Source organism: Mycobacterium terramassiliense (genome assembly GCF_900157385.1).
Classification (GTDB): Bacteria; Actinomycetota; Actinomycetes; order Mycobacteriales; family Mycobacteriaceae; genus Mycobacterium; species Mycobacterium terramassiliense.
Genome location: NZ_LT717700.1, coordinates 397564 through 412189 on the forward strand (window position 1 = coordinate 397564; position 14626 = coordinate 412189).

15 protein-coding genes and 1 pseudogene are annotated in these 14626 nt (G+C 67.5%); 6 read left to right on the forward strand and 10 right to left on the reverse strand.

Annotated elements, in window-relative coordinates:
* The first annotated feature begins 15 nt into the window (after positions 1 to 15).
* A complete protein-coding gene (aroA, locus tag MTAB308_RS09940) occupies positions 16 to 1299 on the forward strand; it encodes a 3-phosphoshikimate 1-carboxyvinyltransferase (protein ID WP_077099295.1) in 1284 nt (427 codons plus the stop codon).
* Positions 1296 to 2276 carry a ribosome small subunit-dependent GTPase A gene (rsgA, locus tag MTAB308_RS09945; RefSeq protein ID WP_077099296.1) on the forward strand — a complete coding sequence of 327 codons (981 nt, stop codon included), beginning with the start codon at positions 1296 to 1298 and terminating at the stop codon, positions 2274 to 2276. Before aroA ends, rsgA begins: the two co-directional genes overlap by 4 nt.
* A gap of 74 nt (positions 2277 to 2350) precedes the next feature.
* On the opposite strand, the gene MTAB308_RS09950 is transcribed toward rsgA, so the two are convergent.
* Positions 2351 to 2824 (reverse strand): winged helix-turn-helix transcriptional regulator, encoded by a 474-nt coding sequence (locus MTAB308_RS09950; protein ID WP_077100103.1) that lies wholly within the window; start codon positions 2822 to 2824, stop codon positions 2351 to 2353.
* A gap of 94 nt (positions 2825 to 2918) precedes the next feature.
* Between MTAB308_RS09950 and MTAB308_RS09955 the strand changes: the two genes are divergently transcribed.
* Positions 2919 to 4118 (forward strand): thiolase family protein, encoded by a 1200-nt coding sequence (locus MTAB308_RS09955; protein WP_077099297.1) that lies wholly within the window; start codon positions 2919 to 2921, stop codon positions 4116 to 4118.
* Between the two features lie 83 nt (positions 4119 to 4201).
* Positions 4202 to 4858 (forward strand): quinone oxidoreductase family protein, encoded by a 657-nt coding sequence (locus MTAB308_RS09960; protein ID WP_083746493.1) that lies wholly within the window; start codon positions 4202 to 4204, stop codon positions 4856 to 4858.
* An 87-nt stretch (positions 4859 to 4945) separates the two neighbouring features.
* Here MTAB308_RS09960 and MTAB308_RS09965 read toward each other — a convergent pair whose 3' ends face one another.
* Positions 4946 to 5758, reverse strand: a complete 813-nt coding sequence (locus MTAB308_RS09965) for an ATP-binding protein (protein WP_077097804.1) — start codon at positions 5756 to 5758, stop codon at positions 4946 to 4948.
* On the reverse strand, positions 5755 to 7308 hold the full coding sequence (gene istA, locus MTAB308_RS09970; RefSeq protein ID WP_077099299.1) for an IS21 family transposase: 1554 nt from the start codon (positions 7306 to 7308) through the stop codon (positions 5755 to 5757). The genes MTAB308_RS09965 and istA overlap by 4 nt, the downstream gene beginning before the upstream one ends.
* A 93-nt stretch (positions 7309 to 7401) precedes the next feature.
* Between istA and MTAB308_RS09975 the strand changes: the two genes are divergently transcribed.
* Both MTAB308_RS09975 and MTAB308_RS09980 read left to right on the forward strand, forming a co-directional pair.
* Entirely contained in the window at positions 7402 to 7833 is a 432-nt protein-coding gene (locus MTAB308_RS09975) for a zinc-binding dehydrogenase (RefSeq protein WP_083746494.1), read from the forward strand.
* Between the two features lie 52 nt (positions 7834 to 7885).
* Positions 7886 to 8087 (forward strand): annotated as a pseudogene (locus MTAB308_RS09980) (steroid 3-ketoacyl-CoA thiolase); the annotation flags it as partial.
* 29 nt (positions 8088 to 8116) lie between these two features.
* Here the strand turns inward: MTAB308_RS09980 and MTAB308_RS09985 are convergent.
* The 7 genes from MTAB308_RS09985 to MTAB308_RS29430 form a co-directional block, all read right to left on the reverse strand.
* Positions 8117 to 8449, reverse strand: coding sequence for a DUF732 domain-containing protein (locus MTAB308_RS09985; RefSeq protein WP_077099301.1), 333 nt, complete (start codon positions 8447 to 8449; stop codon positions 8117 to 8119).
* A 137-nt stretch (positions 8450 to 8586) separates the two neighbouring features.
* Positions 8587 to 8967: a nuclear transport factor 2 family protein gene (locus MTAB308_RS09990; RefSeq protein ID WP_077099302.1), complete on the reverse strand. Its 381-nt coding sequence runs from the start codon at positions 8965 to 8967 to the stop codon at positions 8587 to 8589.
* Positions 8968 to 9037: 70 nt separating this feature from the next.
* Complete coding sequence (locus tag MTAB308_RS09995) at positions 9038 to 10327, reverse strand: fatty acid desaturase family protein (protein ID WP_077099303.1); 1290 nt, start codon at positions 10325 to 10327, stop codon at positions 9038 to 9040.
* A gap of 85 nt (positions 10328 to 10412) precedes the next feature.
* Positions 10413 to 11558, reverse strand: a complete 1146-nt coding sequence (locus tag MTAB308_RS10000) for a ferredoxin reductase (protein WP_077099304.1) — start codon at positions 11556 to 11558, stop codon at positions 10413 to 10415.
* Between the two features lie 101 nt (positions 11559 to 11659).
* Positions 11660 to 12190, reverse strand: a complete 531-nt coding sequence (locus MTAB308_RS10005) for a DUF6912 family protein (protein WP_077099305.1) — start codon at positions 12188 to 12190, stop codon at positions 11660 to 11662.
* Positions 12190 to 13056, reverse strand: a complete 867-nt coding sequence (gene ppk2 / locus MTAB308_RS10010; RefSeq protein WP_077099306.1) for a polyphosphate kinase 2 — start codon at positions 13054 to 13056, stop codon at positions 12190 to 12192. The genes MTAB308_RS10005 and ppk2 overlap by 1 nt, the downstream gene beginning before the upstream one ends.
* A gap of 44 nt (positions 13057 to 13100) precedes the next feature.
* On the reverse strand, positions 13101 to 14519 hold the full coding sequence (locus tag MTAB308_RS29430) for a WS/DGAT/MGAT family O-acyltransferase (RefSeq protein WP_077099307.1): 1419 nt from the start codon (positions 14517 to 14519) through the stop codon (positions 13101 to 13103).
* Positions 14520 to 14626: the final 107 nt, after the last annotated feature.

The window sequence follows — 14626 nt, forward strand, 5'->3', positions numbered from 1 at the left end:
AGCGATGATGTAGCGGTGACCACCTGGACCGCCCCGCAGGCCACCGCGCCGGTGCGCGCGACCGTGACCGTCCCGGGCTCGAAGTCGCAGACCAACCGCGCGCTGGTGCTGGCCGGGCTGGCGGCCGCGCAGGGGCACGGCGCCTCCACGATCAGCGGGGCGCTGCGCAGCCGGGACACCGACCTGATGATCGGGGCGCTGCGCACGCTGGGCCTGCGCGTCGACGGGACCGGATCCGACCTGACCGTCAGCGGCCACATCTCCCCCGGACCCGACGCCACCGTGGACTGCGGCCTGGCCGGCACCGTCCTGCGGTTCGTCCCGCCGCTGGCCGCGCTGGCCGACGCGGTGGTGGAATTCGACGGCGACGAGCAGGCCCGGTCCCGGCCCATCGCGCCGCTGCTGGACGCGCTGCGCGGCCTGGGCGTCAAGATCGACGGGACCGGTCTGCCGTTCCGGGTCCGGGGCGGCGGATCGGTCGCCGGCGGCACCGTCGCCATCGACGCCTCCGCGTCATCGCAATTCGTGTCGGGCCTGCTGTTGTGCGCGGCCTCGTTCACCGAGGGCCTGACCGTCCGACACACCGGATCGCAGCTGCCGTCGGCGCCGCACATCGCGATGACGACGGTGATGCTGCGCCAGGCCGGAGTCGACGTCGACGACTCCGTCCCGAACCGCTGGCGCGTGCGGGCCGGCGCGGTCGCGGCCCGGCGCTGGGAGGTCGAGCCCGATCTGACCAACGCCGTCCCGTTCCTGGCGGCGGCCGTGGTCACCGGCGGGGCGGTGCGCATCACCGGCTGGCCCGCGGTCAGCGTGCAGCCCGCCGACGACATCCTGAGCGTCCTGGCCAAGTTGAATGCCGTTGTGACGCAGACCGATTCGTCCCTGGAGGTACGCGGATCGGCCGACTACCCCGGCTTTGATGTGGACCTGCGCGCCGTCGGCGAGCTGACGCCGTCGGTGGCGGCGCTGGCCGCGCTGGCCACCCCCGGCTCGGTATCGCGGCTGTCCGGCATCGCCCACCTGCGGGGCCACGAGACCGATCGGCTCGCCGCGCTGAGCGCCGAGATCAACCGCCTCGGCGGCGACTGCGCCGAAACGCCCGACGGCCTGGTGATCACCGCGACGCCGCTGCGCGGGGGCACATGGCGCGCGTACGCCGATCATCGAATGGCGATGGCCGGGGCGATCGTCGGGTTACGGGTCGCCGGGGTCGAGGTGGACGACATCGGCGCGACCGGCAAGACGCTGCCGGAGTTCCCGCAGCTGTGGGCCCGCATGCTGGAGCCCGGCATGTGAGGCCCGGCGACTACGACGAGTCCGACGTCAAGGTCCGTTCCGGCCGCGGCTCGCGACCGCGCACCAAGACGCGCCCCGAGCACGCCGACGCCGAGCCCGCCATGGTGGTCAGCGTCGACCGCGGCCGCTGGGGGTGCGTGCTGGGCGGCCGGCCCGACCGCCGGGTCACGGCCATGCGGGCGCGCGAGCTGGGCCGCACCCCGATCGTCGTCGGCGACGACGTGGACATCGTCGGCGACCTGTCCGGGCGGACGGACACGCTGGCCCGCATCGTGCGCCGCGGCGAGCGGCGAACGGTGTTGCGGCGCACCGCCGATGACACCGATCCCACCGAGCGGGTGGTGGTCGCCAACGCCGACCAGCTGCTGATCGTGGTGGCGCTCGCCGACCCGCCGCCGCGCACCGGGCTGGTCGACCGGGCGCTGATCGCCGCCTACGCCGGCGGACTCGCCCCGATCCTGTGCCTGACCAAAACCGACCTCGCCCCGCCGGGGCCGTTCGCCGAGCAGTTTGTGGATTTGGACCTGACGATAGTGGCCGCCGGCGTCGACGACCCGCTGCTCGCGGTGGCCGACCTGCTGGCCGGCAAGATCACGGTGCTGCTGGGCCATTCCGGAGTGGGCAAGTCGACGCTGGTGAATCGCCTTGTGCCCGACGCGTTCCGGGCCGTCGGCGAGGTGACCGACATGGGCCGGGGCCGGCACACGTCGACGCAGTCGGTGGCGCTACCGCTCGCGGGTTCCGGGTGGGTGATCGATACCCCGGGCATCCGCTCGTTCGGGCTGGCCCACATCCGGCCCGACGACGTGCTGAAGTCGTTCTCGGATCTGGCCGACGCGATCGAGGACTGCCCACGCGGCTGCGGGCACATGGGGCCGCCGGCCGACCCCGAATGCGCGCTGGACACGCTGTCCGGGTCCGCCGTGCGCCGCGTCGCCGCGGCGCGCCGGCTGCTCGCGGTGCTCCGGGAGACGTGACAAGCCCGGCGAGGGTGCGTGTTGGTACGGCGACACGCCGCGCGGGACGTACGTCTGTGCACCCTCGCCGCTGGTTAGGACGACTTAGCCAGCCGCATGCCGAGCTCGCCGGGCGGCACCCGATGCCCCTCGGTGCAACGGATTTCGACGCCGGCCTCGGCGCCGCAGCCCAGGTGGGTGAGCCGCAGGCGGTTGCGGCCGGGCAGATGGCGCCGGCCCCACTCGAACATCGCCCAGACCACCGGCATGAAATCGACACCGGCCTCGGTGAGCACGTACTCCTCGCGGCCGCGCTGCCCCGGCTCGCGGTAGGGCCGCCGCTCCAACAGGCCAAGGTCGACGAGTTCGGCCAGCCGGGCCGACGTGGCCGCCTTGGTGATGCCGACCCGGCGCGCGAAGTCGTCGAACCGGGTGGTGCCGTAGTAGGCCTCGCGCATGATCAGCATCGCGGACTTGGTGCCGACCACCGCCATGGTCTTCTCGATCGCGCACTCGCCGACCGCCGACCACTTCTCCCGGTCGGCCAGGGCGCCCTGCAGAAATGTCATGTACATCACCTCCCGGTCTGGGTTGATTTTAGTGTACCCAGATGTTTACCTCGGTATAGCTATACATACTTAGCTCCGGACTCAAGGAGGAGTCATGACCGGTTACCCGGTTGGTTATCAAGGCCGCGACGCCGTCATCGTCGGTGCCGTCCGCACCCCGATCGGGAAAGGCAAGGCCAGCGGCGCCCTGCACGACGTGCTGCCCGCCGACCTGCTGGCCCACAGCCTGCGCGAACTGGTGGCCCGCACCGGCGTCGACCCCGCACAGCTCGACGACGTCATCGCCGGAGCCGTCACCCAGGTCGGCGACCAGGCCGTCAACATCGCCCGCAACGCGCTGCTCGGCGCCGGTTTCCCCGAGTCGGTCCCCGGCGTCACGATCGACCGGCAGTGTGGCAGCAGCCAGCAGGCGATCAGCTTCGCCGCGCAGGGCGTCCTCGCCGGCGCCTACGACCTCGTCGTCGCGGGCGGCGTGGAGTCGATGGGCCGCGTCCCGATGGGCACCTCGGTCCTGCCGGGGTCCAACCCGTTCGGTGCGGACATGACGCGCCGCTACCCCGACGGCCTGGTGCCGCAGGGCATCAGCGCGGAACTGATCGCCGCCAAGTGGGGCTTTTCCCGCACCCAGCTCGACGAGTTCTCCGCCGGCAGCCACGACAAGGCCGCCCGCGCCACCAAGGACGGGCTCTTCGACAACGAGCTGATCCCGATCGCCGGGCTGAACACCGACGAGATCGTCCGGCCGGGCACGACGGTGGAAACGCTGGCCGGGCTGCAACCGTCTTTCTACAGCGAGGCCGCCAAAGAGCGTTTCCCGCAGATCAATTGGTCGATCACGGCCGGCAACTCCTCCCCGCTGTCCGACGGCAGCGCCGCGGTCCTGATCACCACGAGCGAGGTCGCCAAGAGGCTGGGCCTGCGCCCGCTGGCGCGGATCCACACCACGACCGTGGTGGGCTCCGACCCGCTCTACATGCTGACCGGGGTCATCCCCGCCACCGAGAAGGTGTTGCGCCGCGCCGGGCTGACGCTGGCCGACATCGACCTGTTCGAGGTCAACGAGGCGTTCGCGCCCGTCGTGCTGGCCTGGGCGCACGACACCGGCGCGGACCTGGCCAAGACCAACGTCAACGGCGGTGCCATCGCCATCGGACATCCGTTGGGCGCCAGCGGCGCACGTATCATGACAACGCTGGTCAACGCGCTCGAACAGCGCGGCGGCCGGTACGGGCTGCAGACGATGTGCGAGGGCGGTGGCATGGCCAACGCCACCATCATCGAGCGAATGACCTAAGCCGATTCGGGATTGCTGTGTGACCTACCCGCGTAGTCGCCGTGGTTGCTGTAGTCACGAATAGCCGCAAGGGAGAAGCAGTTATGAAAGCGTGGCTGTGGGATGGACATGCAGGGATAGATCATCTGACCCTGACCGACGCGCCTGATCCGGTCCCACATGAAGGTGAACTGGTTATGCGAGTCCGCTACGCGGGCTTAAATCCGGCAGATCGGATGATGGCAGAGAGGCGGTACCCGTATCCGGTATACCCTCCTGCCCCGCACGTGCTGGGGCGGGATGGCGTCGGGGAAGTGATCAAGGTTGGTAAAGGCGTCGAGGATGTGCGGGTCGGCGACCAGCGCGTTCTTCTGCGCAGCGATGTGGGACTTCGCCGCTGGGGCATGTTTGCCGAGCAAGTGTCGATACCGGCGGTTAACTTAGCGGACGTCCCCACAGGTTGGACCGCAGAGCAGTCGTCGGGCGCTGCCGTCGTTTATCTATCGGCGTACCGTGCGCTCACCATGTGGGAACCGCTCAATCCGAACTCAGTGGTGCTGGTCACCGGAGCATCAGGAGGTGTCGGAGTTGCGGCTGTGCAACTGGCGGCGGCTATGGGCCACACGGTCGTAGCGCTCTCGCGCAGCGAGGAAAAGCAACGACGCCTTAAGGAACTCGGAGCGACTTTCACACTCAACCCTGAGGACCCGCAGTGGCGAAATCGTGTGAAGGATGCCCTGAATTGTCGCCTGCCAGGGTGATGGGACCTCTGGTTTGCCATGAGCATGGGACCGGGTTGTTCCGGTTGTAGGCCGTGTGTTGATAGTGGCGGAAGGGGTGGTTGCCGGTCAATCCGACGCAGTCGGAGAGGCCGGCTTTCGGTTTCCTGGCTTCTGGCGTTGCCGGTAGGACTCGCCTTCGACGACGAGTTCGTAGGCCGCTGATTGCAGTCGGTCCATCGCGGATTGGGCCAGCAGCGGGTCGGCCATCATGGTCAGGATCTCGGGTGGTTCGCGGTTGCTGGTGATGACGGTCGATGCGGCGCGGTGGCGTTCGACGATGATCTCGTAGAAGTCGGTCGTCTCGGTGGCCTCCAGGCGGTGCAGCGCGAGGTCATCGATTATCAGCAGTTCGACGCGGTGCAGTTTGCGCATCTCGTCTTCGTAGCTGCCGTCCAGGCGTGCCCCGCGAAGGCGTTTGAACATTTTGTCGGCCCGTTCGGTGTGCACGCTGTGATGCCGGCGTACCGCGATGTGACCTAATGCGTTGGCCAAGAACGTCTTTCCCACTCCTACCGGTCCCATGACGAGCACGTTGTAGGCGTCGGCGAGGAACCGCAGTGAGGTCAGCTCGGCCCATAGTTGTTGATCGAAAGCCACGGCGGCGGAGTCATCCCAGGCCTGTAGCTGCATGGCCGGATCGAGATGGGCGGCCTTGGCGCGCCGGGTCGCGGATTCGCGGTCGCGGCGGGTGACCTCATCTGCGAACAACAGTTCCAGGAAGTCGTGGTGTGGTAGCCGGTTGGTACGGGCCAGCGCCAGCCGTTCGGGCAGCGTGTCGAGCAGCTGGCCGAGTTTGAGGCGGCGCATCAACGCTTTGAGCTCGCCGGACACCTCGATTGGCTTGACCGCCGGCGTGGCGTCGGGGCGCTGTGGGCTCATGAAGGCCTCCGCACCGCGAAATCAGAGCTTTCTCGGACAAACCGCGACGCTGCCCCGGGCGGTTTCGGTAGCAGGGGCAGTTGTTCACCGCCGCCGCGGGTCAAGATCCGCTCGATCAGCCCGACGTCGATCACCTCGGCGTCCAGGGCACGCCGGCACGCGTCGTCGACCTCCTCGGCGCCGTGGCGGCGCACCAGCCCCAGCAGCCGGTAGACCTGACGCATCTTGGTCCACGGCAGCGGATGCTCGAGCACCGCTGCCGCGTAGGTGCCGACATGGGTGCCGTGGGCGGCTGCCTTGCGCTGCAGGGCATTCAGATCACGCATCGCATAGACCGACACCTCAGAGGGAAGATCGGCCGGATCAGTATGGCGGCGACCCGGGGCCACGACCGGATGCACCTTGATCAGCTCACCACGCCAATAGAGCTTGACCGAGTGTGCATCAGCACGGGCCTCGATGCGCTTGCCGACCAGCTCTCCGGGCACGCTGTAGAGGGCTTTGGCGACCTGGACGTGGCGGTCCGGGGCCACTTTCGGGCGCGTCCAGATCGGAACGTCGAAGGCGGTGTCGGATACGGGCCCTAGTGCGGGCAGCTCATCGCCGATGAACACCTCGGCCGGCCGCAGGCGGGTGGTGCCGTGAATGCGCATACCGGCGGTCTGAGCGCACCAATGTTCGGCGCGGCTGCGACAGTCATTGAGATCCCGGAAATCTTCTCCGGCAAAGAAATTCGATCGCACATACTGCACCATGCGTTCCACCCGTGGCTTATCTTTCGGGCTGCGCACCCGCGCCGGGTCGACCGCAAACCCACGAGCCTGCGCATACTCGCGGAACGCATCGTTGAGCCGAGGCTCGGTCGCATGCGCGGTGGTGACGATAGCTTTCATGCTGCCAGGAATCACCACCGCGAACACCCCGCCGAAGAACGCCCACGCCGCATCGAACCCGGCGATCACATCGTTCAGGGTCTGGCGGTAGGTGGGCCAGACGAACATGTGCCGCGAATACACCGCGGTAAAGATCAACCCCTGCACGACTCGGCGCCGACCATCGCTGGCGTCGGTGAGCATCCCGAGGCGGCCGAAGTCGACCTGCACCTCCGCACCCGGTTCGCAGTCGGCCACCGGCACCGTGGCTTGACGGCGTCCGAAATCCAATTCGGTTGTGGCGTAACGATTCAGCGTCCGATAGGACACCACCACACCGCGGCGCCCAAGCAGCGTGTGGATCTTGGTCAGCGTCAATCCGTCTTTGAGCCAGGCCTTGATCTGCTCATGCTCTGCAGCGATCGTCTCCCACGCCAGGCTCTTGCCGCTGGGCCGGTGCGGACGCACTCCGGCAATCACCGCCGCGATCAACTCATCAGTGAGCTGACCGTCTCCACCATCGCGGTCCAGCCCACTAGCACGGGCTCGGTCGACGTAGCGTCGCACCGTTTTGCGGTCGGTGCCCGACAGCCGGGCCACCTCCCGCAACCCCAACCCCTGCAGCCACAGCCGCAGCATCTCCACGATCTCGATCACCGACACCTCCCGGTAGCTCATCAGGCCAATACAGCGGCCCAACTACCGGAAGAACCCGACACCACGCCGGGTGGTCCCATAACTGGCAAACCAGCCAGTCGAGTGGTCCCATCAATGGCAAACAGGTGGTCCCATGCTCATGGCAAAACCAGCTCTGAAGTGGTCCCATTCACCTGGCAGCCGACACTGAATGGAGGAGGGGTGAACCTGGCAGTCGACACGATTGGGGGCACGCTGCTTCCTGAAGTCATCGATACGATGGGCGATTCGGGGAGACTCAGCTTGGTAGGAGAACTCGGAGGCCCGGTGCCCAACTTTTATACGGGCACGCTCTTTTCCCGCTGGCTGCGAATTGGCGCAATGGCTCTGAGCTACTACACGCCTGAGCAGCACCGCGCCGGCTTTCACGACCTCTTGGCCATATTGGCCCGCTCTGGAGCCCGGCCACTGGTCGACCGCGTGTTTGCGTTCGAGCAGTTGCCGCAAGCCTTCGCACGCCTAGCTGACGGCCCGATGGGGAAAGTGGTGATCGAGGTAAAGCCTTGAGGCTCCATCACGTTGGCTCGACTTCACCGAACCCGGTACACAAACGCCAGCCGTCAACGAGGCGTTCGCGCCCGTCGTGCTGGCCTGCGCGCACGACACCCGGTGCCATCGCCATCGGACATCCGTTGGGCGCCAGCGGCGCTCGCATCATGACCACCCTGGTCAACGCGCTCGAACAGCGCGGCGGCCGGTACGGGCTGCAGACGATGTGCGAGGGCGGTGGCATGGCCAACGCCACCATCATCGAGCGGCTGGGCTGGCGGCCTTCAGCGGCCCTCGGGGCTCAGTCGAACTTGCTGGAGTACTGCGGGCAGTACACGCCCGTCGACGCGCCCATGATCTTGGCGAGCGAGGCGTCGGCTAACTGCGGCATCCCCGACTTCGCGTCGGCGAGGGTTTGCTCGAACGTCATCCCTTTGGACCAGTCCGTGCACACCGCGTGCCCGATTTGGACCATCGTCTGGTCCGCGCCGCTGGGCCAGGTGATGCCCTTGTCCTTGAGCGTCTGCAGGTAGGCGTCGTCCGCGGAGTCGGCGTTCGCGAGCGGGGCGGCGATGACGGCGACGCCACCCAGAGCGGCGGCGAGCGAACCGGTCAGTCGGGCGAGCTTCTTCATTCGTTGACTCCTCGGTGTGGGCGACGGATTTCCAAGCCCCCTGACGCTGACGCGGTAGGGGTTACATTAGCTGGATCCTGCCAGCTAGCAAATCGGATCCAACGATGGTGAGGACGACACGGCCGGCCGGCCAGGCCTCATTCCATTAACTCGACCCATTGAGCACGCGACGGACCGGGCTCGAACGGATCGCCGAAGTACTGGGTCTCGCGGACCACCTCGCCGCCGACGAACTCCATGATGCTCACCACGTAAAACGGTTTCCCGTCATACGTCAGGACGAGTTCGCTGATCCACAGGTCGCCGCCACCGAGCATGCGTCGCACGGTGAAGCGTTTCGCGTTCGGCTGGGCAACGCGCGACGCCTCGATGTTGGCCCGACCCCGGATGCGTTCGCCCGACTGGGGGTACTCGAGAACCGCGTCGGCCCGGTAGATTTGGTGCTCCGCCGCGAAGTCGTTGGCGTCGGAGGCGGCCCAGTGGCGCGACAGCGCGGCCCGCACATCGTCATCACCCATGGCCGTCTCTCCTCCCGGTGGATGACATGCCGATGTCGCACCCTAACGCCGAACGCGCTCGGCGCCAAGCTCAGGCGGCCAGGTCGTCCCTGCGCCCCTGCGCCGCTTGCTTTTTGGCGCGCTTGGAGCGCCGCCAGGCTTGCACGGTGGCGATGGCGGTGTTGAGCCCGCGCCGGCGGCCGGTCGCCGGGTCGGTGCCCCCGAAATCGGGCTCCAGCTCGGCGAACATCCGCTCGCTGCGGGTCTCCGGCGCGTTGTCGGCGTCGTCGCGCAGGTACTTGTTCGGCAGCGACAGCTTGGCCAGCGTGCGCCACGTCTTGCCGTACTGCACCAGGAAAGAGCCCGTGGTGTAGGGCAGGTCGTACTTGTCGCAGAGCGCGCGCACCCGCACCGAAATCTCGGCGTATCGATTGCTCGGCAGATCCGGGAACAGGTGGTGCTCGATCTGGTGGCACAGGTTGCCGCTCATGAACCGCAGCGCCGGGCCGGCCTCGAAGTTGGCACTGCCCAGCATCTGGCGCAGGTACCACTGGCCCTTGGTCTCGCCGATCATGTCGGTCTTGGTGAATTTCTCTGCGCCATCGGGGAAGTGCCCGCAGAAGATGACCGCGTTGGCCCAGATGTTGCGGATCACGTTGGCGGTCGCGTTCGCCGTCAGCGTGGACCGGTAGGTCGCGCCGGGCGACAGGGAGGTCAGCGCCGGGAACGCGACATAGTCCTTGAGCACCTGCCGGCCCGCCTTGGCCAGGAACTCGTCGACGCGTTGCCGCGCGTCGTCGTTGTCCATCCGCTTCTTGGCGATCTTGCCGAGCTCCACGTGCTGCAGGCCCACGCCCCACTCGAACAGGAGCGCGAGCAGGGTGTTGTAGACCAGGTTGAAGATGTTGAAGCGCTTCCAGCGCTGGTCGCGGGTGACACGCAGCAAGCCGTAGCCGACGTCGTCGTCCATCCCGAGGATGTTCGTGTACTTGTGGTGCACGAAGTTGTGGGTGTAGCGCCAGTGCTTGGACGACCCGCTCATGTCCCACTCCCACGTCGAGGAGTGAATCTCGGGGTCGTTCATCCAGTCCCACTGGCCGTGCATGACGTTGTGGCCGATCTCCATGTTCTCGACGATCTTGGCCACGCCCAACGTGACGGTGCCCGCCCACCAGGCGGAACGGCGCGAACTGGCGGTCAGCAGCAGCCGGCCGGCGACCTCGAGCGCGCGCTGCGCGGCGATGGTGCGGCGGATGTAGCGGGCGTCGCGCGCCCCGCGAGAGTCTTCGATGTCCTGGCGGATGGCGTCCAGCTCAACGGCCAGGCTTTCGATGTCGGCGTCCGTCAAATGGGCGAATACGTCGACGTCGGTGATCGCCATCGTCTTGTTCTCCCTGCGGTCGGTTGCCTATTACTTACCTACGTTATCGTAACCTACGAGCCCGTAGGTTACCTGTGAGTAGCCTTTAAATGTCGAGCGTGCAATCGCCCGATGCGGCCGACACACAGGTCTGGATCCGCGTTCCGGGATCGTGCTCGGCGCCGGTTCTCAGGTCCCGGACGTGGCCGTCCACGAGGCTGACCACGCAGGACTGGCAGATGCCCATCCGGCAGCCGAAGGGCATCTGCACACCGGCGCCCTCCCCGGCGTCCATCAACGAGGTCGCCGCGTCCGCCGCAACCGCGCGCCCGCTGCGTGCGAACGTGACCGTCCCGCCCGCCCCGGCCGGTGCGGCCTTGGACACCGCGAAGCGCTCCAGGTGCAGCCGCTCGCCGACGCCCGCCGACGACCACACCTTCTGCGCCTGGGCGAGCATGCCCTCCGGCCCGCACGCCCAGGTCTGACGTTCGCGCCAGTCCGCGACCTCGTGGTCGAGCGTAGCGAGATCGAGCCGACCCTGGCTGCGCGTCTCGCGCACCTGCAGGCGATAGCCCGGCTGGCTGTCGGCCAGCGCGACCAGCTCGGCGCGGAACATCACGTCGGATTCGGTGGGCGCGGAATGCAGGTGCGTGATATCGCCAATCTGGTTGCGCCGCACCAGTGTTCGCAGCATCGACATCACCGGAGTGATGCCCGACCCCGCGGTGAGAAACAGGATCGACGGCGGCGCCGGATCGGGCAGGACGAAGTTGCCCTGCGGCGCGGCCAGCCGCACGATGGTCCCCGGCTCGACGCCGGCCACCAGGTGGGTGGACAGGAACCCCTCGGGCATCGCCTTGACGGTGATCGTCACGGTGCGCGGCGCGCCGGAGGTTTCGGCCGGGCTCGACGTCAGCGAATACGACCGCCAGCGCCAGCGCCCGTCCACCAGCAGCCCGATCCCGATGTACTGGCCCGGCTGGTAGTCGAAGCTGAAGCCCCAGCCCGGTTTGATGACCAGGGTCGCCGAATCTTCGGTCTCCCGGCGCACCTCGAGGACGCGGCCCCGCAATTCGCGTGCGGACCACAGCGGGTTGGCCAGGTGCAGATAGTCGTCGGGCAGCAGCGGCGTGGTGATGCGCGCGGCCAATTTGCGCAGCGCGTGCCAGCCGGGATGCCGGTCAGCGCCCGCGACCACCGGGCGCTTGGTGTCCGCCAGGTTGGCGGTGATCGGTGCGTATTGCTTGGTCATAGAAAACTCCTGCTCACGACGCCCGTCACAAAGCCTACGGTACCGTAACTTACGGTGGCGTATCCAGGCCCGCGGGCGGCGACTGGGTCACAATCGGCGCCTCAGAGCAGCTCAAGCAGGAACGGCAACTCCTGGTTCGCGTACCAGGCGAGGTCGTGGTCCAGGGCGTCGCCGACGACCAGCTCGGCGTCCTCGTCGCCCAGGTCGGCGGCGTCGATCACCTCGATCGCCCTGGTGACGTCGGATTCGGCGGCCGCGTTGTCGACATAGGCCGCCACCACCTGGTCCATCGTCACGGGGGCGCTCAGCCGGACGACGGCGTCGTCGAGGTCGGGGCGGTACTTGGCCCCGGATTCGCCCACCTCGACTTCGGCGGCCAGCACCGCGCGCCGCGGCGGCAGACCGGCCTGGGCCCCGGACCCCTCAGGCGCGTGGGCCGCCAGCAGCCGCAGCGACGCCAGCGCCGCCTCGCGCAGCGCCACGTCGGCGAGCTCGTCGTCGTCGCCCTCCGCGTAGGCCTCGCGCAACGTCGGCGTGACCGCAAACGCGGTGCCGTTGACGGGCCACAGGGAGCCGTCGGTGACGAGCTGCTGCAACATCGCGAGGGTGGCCGGGATGTAGACCTGGATCATCACGTCCCGATCAGGGTGGCCGCGTAGTCGTCGACGTACTTCGACAGCTCACGCGGCGGGCGCTGGTAGGTCCCGCTCACCACCGGATGTTTGGGCAGTTTCACCTTGGGCCGCTCCACGTCGTGGTACTCGATCGTGGACAGCAGATGGGCCATCATGTTCAGCCGCGCGTGCTTCTTGATGTCGGATTCCACGACGTACCAAGGGCTTACCGGGGTGTCGGTGTGCACCATCATCTCGTCCTTGGCGCGCGAATAATCCTCCCGCCGATACAGCGATTCCATGTCCATCGGGCTGAGCTTCCATTGCCGGACAGGGTCTTTCATCCGCGCCCTGAACCGGCGCAGCTGCTCGGTTTCGGAGACGGAAAACCAGTACTTGCGCAACATGATCCCGTCGTCGATCAGCATCTGCTCGAAGATCGGCGTCTGCCGCAGGAACAGCACGTACTCCTGCGCCGTACAGAATCCCATGACGCGTTCCACGCCGGCGCGGTTGTACCACGACCGATCGAAGAGCACGATCTCGCCCTTGGCGGGAAGCTGGGCGATGTAGCGCTGGTAGTACCACTGGCCGCGTTCGCGATCGCTCGGCGCGGGCAGCGCCGCGATGCGGGCCACCCGCGGGTTGAGGTACTCGGTGATCCGTTTGATCGTTCCGCCCTTGCCCGCCCCGTCGCGGCCTTCGAAGATGACCACCAGACGCGCGCCGGTATACCGCAGCCATTCTTGCAGCTTCACGAATTCCGTTTGCAGCCGGAATAATTCGGCTTCATAGACGGAGTTGGAGAGTTTATGCGCGGGCGGCGCGGGCGATTTGCTTTCGCTGGCCTTGGCCGACGCGCCGTCATTTGTCGCGGTGCTCATGATTACGAATCATAGATCCGGGCAGCGATTTTCACCCCGGATAACTAGCGGGAAGCTTCCAGGAGTTCGTCGAGGGACTGCTTTAACAGCCCCGGCAGCAGATCGACATCGCTCATCGCATCGCGGTCGGCGTTGATTCCGAAATACAGCATGCCGTGATAGGACGTCACACTGATCGCCAAGGCCTGGTTGTGCAGCAGCGGAGGCACGGCGTAGGTCTCCAGCAGTTTGGTGCCGGCGATGTACATCTGCGACTGGGCGCCCGGCGCATTGGTGATCAACAGATTGAACGTCAGCTTGGAAAAGCTCGGGAAGTTGGTGGCCACCCGGATCCCCATGGCGTGCAGGGTGGGAGGCGCGAAACCCGAAAGGGTGACGATGGTGCGCGCGTCGACCAGGCTGGCGGAGGCGGCGTTCGATTCGGTGGCGTGGGCGATCTGCGACAGCCGCACCACCGGATTCGCCTCCCCCACCGGCAGGTCGATGAGGAAAGGCGTGACCTGACTGATCGTTTGGCCGGGCCCGGTCGAGTCGAGGTGGTCGTCGGCATAAACGGAGAGCGGCGCCATCGCGCGGATCGTCGCGGTGGGCGAGACCGCCATCCCCCGGGACAGCATCCAGTTGCCCAGTGCGCCCGCGATGACGGCGAGCACCACGTCGTTGATGTCGCAGTCGTAGCGCGCGCGGACGGCCCGGTAGTCCTCGAGGCTGCCGCGGGCGACCGTGAACCGTCGATTCCGCGAAACGGTGGCGTTGAGCGGGCTGCTGGGTGGGTTGCCCCGCGCCACCGCGCGGGCGATGTCGACGACGCGGCGGCCGGCATCGAGCAGCTCGCCATAGTTCGTCACCAGGCCGGCCACCGCGGACCCGACCGCCTGCAGTTGCGTGCCCGGCCCCGCGAGCCAGTCACCGATGGCGCCCATGACCAACCGGGTGTTGCCGGGGTCGCGTTCCGGTATCCAGATGTCTTCGGGAAAGGGCGGGGGACGCCGCGTCCGGTCGGCGATGACGTGGCCGATCTCCACCGCGCTCATGCCGTTGATCAGGGCCTGGTGGGACTTGGTGTACAGGGCGATCCGGTTTTTTTCCAGGCCCTCGACCAGGTACATCTCCCACAACGGCCGCGACTTGTCCAGGGGCCGCGCGGCCAGCCGAGCGACGAGCTCGTGCAGCTGCTCGTCGCTGCCCGGCGACGGCAGCGCCGACCGCCGCACGTGGTAGGTGATGTCGAAATCGTTGTCGTCGAGCCACACCGGGCGGGCCCCCGCGACGCGCACCTCCCGGACCTTCTGGCGGTAGCGCGGTATCTGGGGCAGCCGTTTTTCCACGGTGGCCAACAGCGTCTCGTAGCTCAGCCCGGCCCGCGGGCGCTGCAGGATGGAGAGCGATCCCACGTACATCGGGGTGGCCGTGTTCTCCATTCGATAGAAGGAGGCGTCCGCCGGGGACAACCGAGCGACCATTACGGCCCTGTCCTTCTTGTCAATTCGTCCTCGGTTCGGTTGGTGAACGGATGTACCCGCCCACGGTAATCGTCCGGCCGGACCGAAGCTCGGAGCGGGTACGCGTT

Coding starts and splice junctions, on each gene's coding strand:
- MTAB308_RS09990 (WP_077099302.1), bottom strand. CDS start 8,967: ATGGGTGATGACGATGTGCGGGCCGCGCTGTCGCGCCACTGGGCCGCC.
- MTAB308_RS10005 (WP_077099305.1), bottom strand. CDS start 12,190: ATGATCCAGGTCTACATCCCGGCCACCCTCGCGATGTTGCAGCAGCTC.
- MTAB308_RS09965 (WP_077097804.1), bottom strand. CDS start 5,758: ATGAGCCCACAGCGCCCCGACGCCACGCCGGCGGTCAAGCCAATCGAG.
- ppk2 (WP_077099306.1), bottom strand. CDS start 13,056: ATGAGCACCGCGACAAATGACGGCGCGTCGGCCAAGGCCAGCGAAAGC.
- MTAB308_RS29430 (WP_077099307.1), bottom strand. CDS start 14,519: ATGGTCGCTCGGTTGTCCCCGGCGGACGCCTCCTTCTATCGAATGGAG.
- MTAB308_RS09955 (WP_077099297.1), top strand. CDS start 2,919: ATGACCGGTTACCCGGTTGGTTATCAAGGCCGCGACGCCGTCATCGTC.
- MTAB308_RS09995 (WP_077099303.1), bottom strand. CDS start 10,327: ATGGCGATCACCGACGTCGACGTATTCGCCCATTTGACGGACGCCGAC.
- istA (WP_077099299.1), bottom strand. CDS start 7,308: ATGAGCTACCGGGAGGTGTCGGTGATCGAGATCGTGGAGATGCTGCGG.
- MTAB308_RS09985 (WP_077099301.1), bottom strand. CDS start 8,449: ATGAAGAAGCTCGCCCGACTGACCGGTTCGCTCGCCGCCGCTCTGGGT.
- MTAB308_RS10000 (WP_077099304.1), bottom strand. CDS start 11,558: ATGACCAAGCAATACGCACCGATCACCGCCAACCTGGCGGACACCAAG.
- MTAB308_RS09975 (WP_083746494.1), top strand. CDS start 7,402: ATGGCAAACAGGTGGTCCCATGCTCATGGCAAAACCAGCTCTGAAGTG.
- MTAB308_RS09960 (WP_083746493.1), top strand. CDS start 4,202: ATGAAAGCGTGGCTGTGGGATGGACATGCAGGGATAGATCATCTGACC.
- MTAB308_RS09950 (WP_077100103.1), bottom strand. CDS start 2,824: ATGACATTTCTGCAGGGCGCCCTGGCCGACCGGGAGAAGTGGTCGGCG.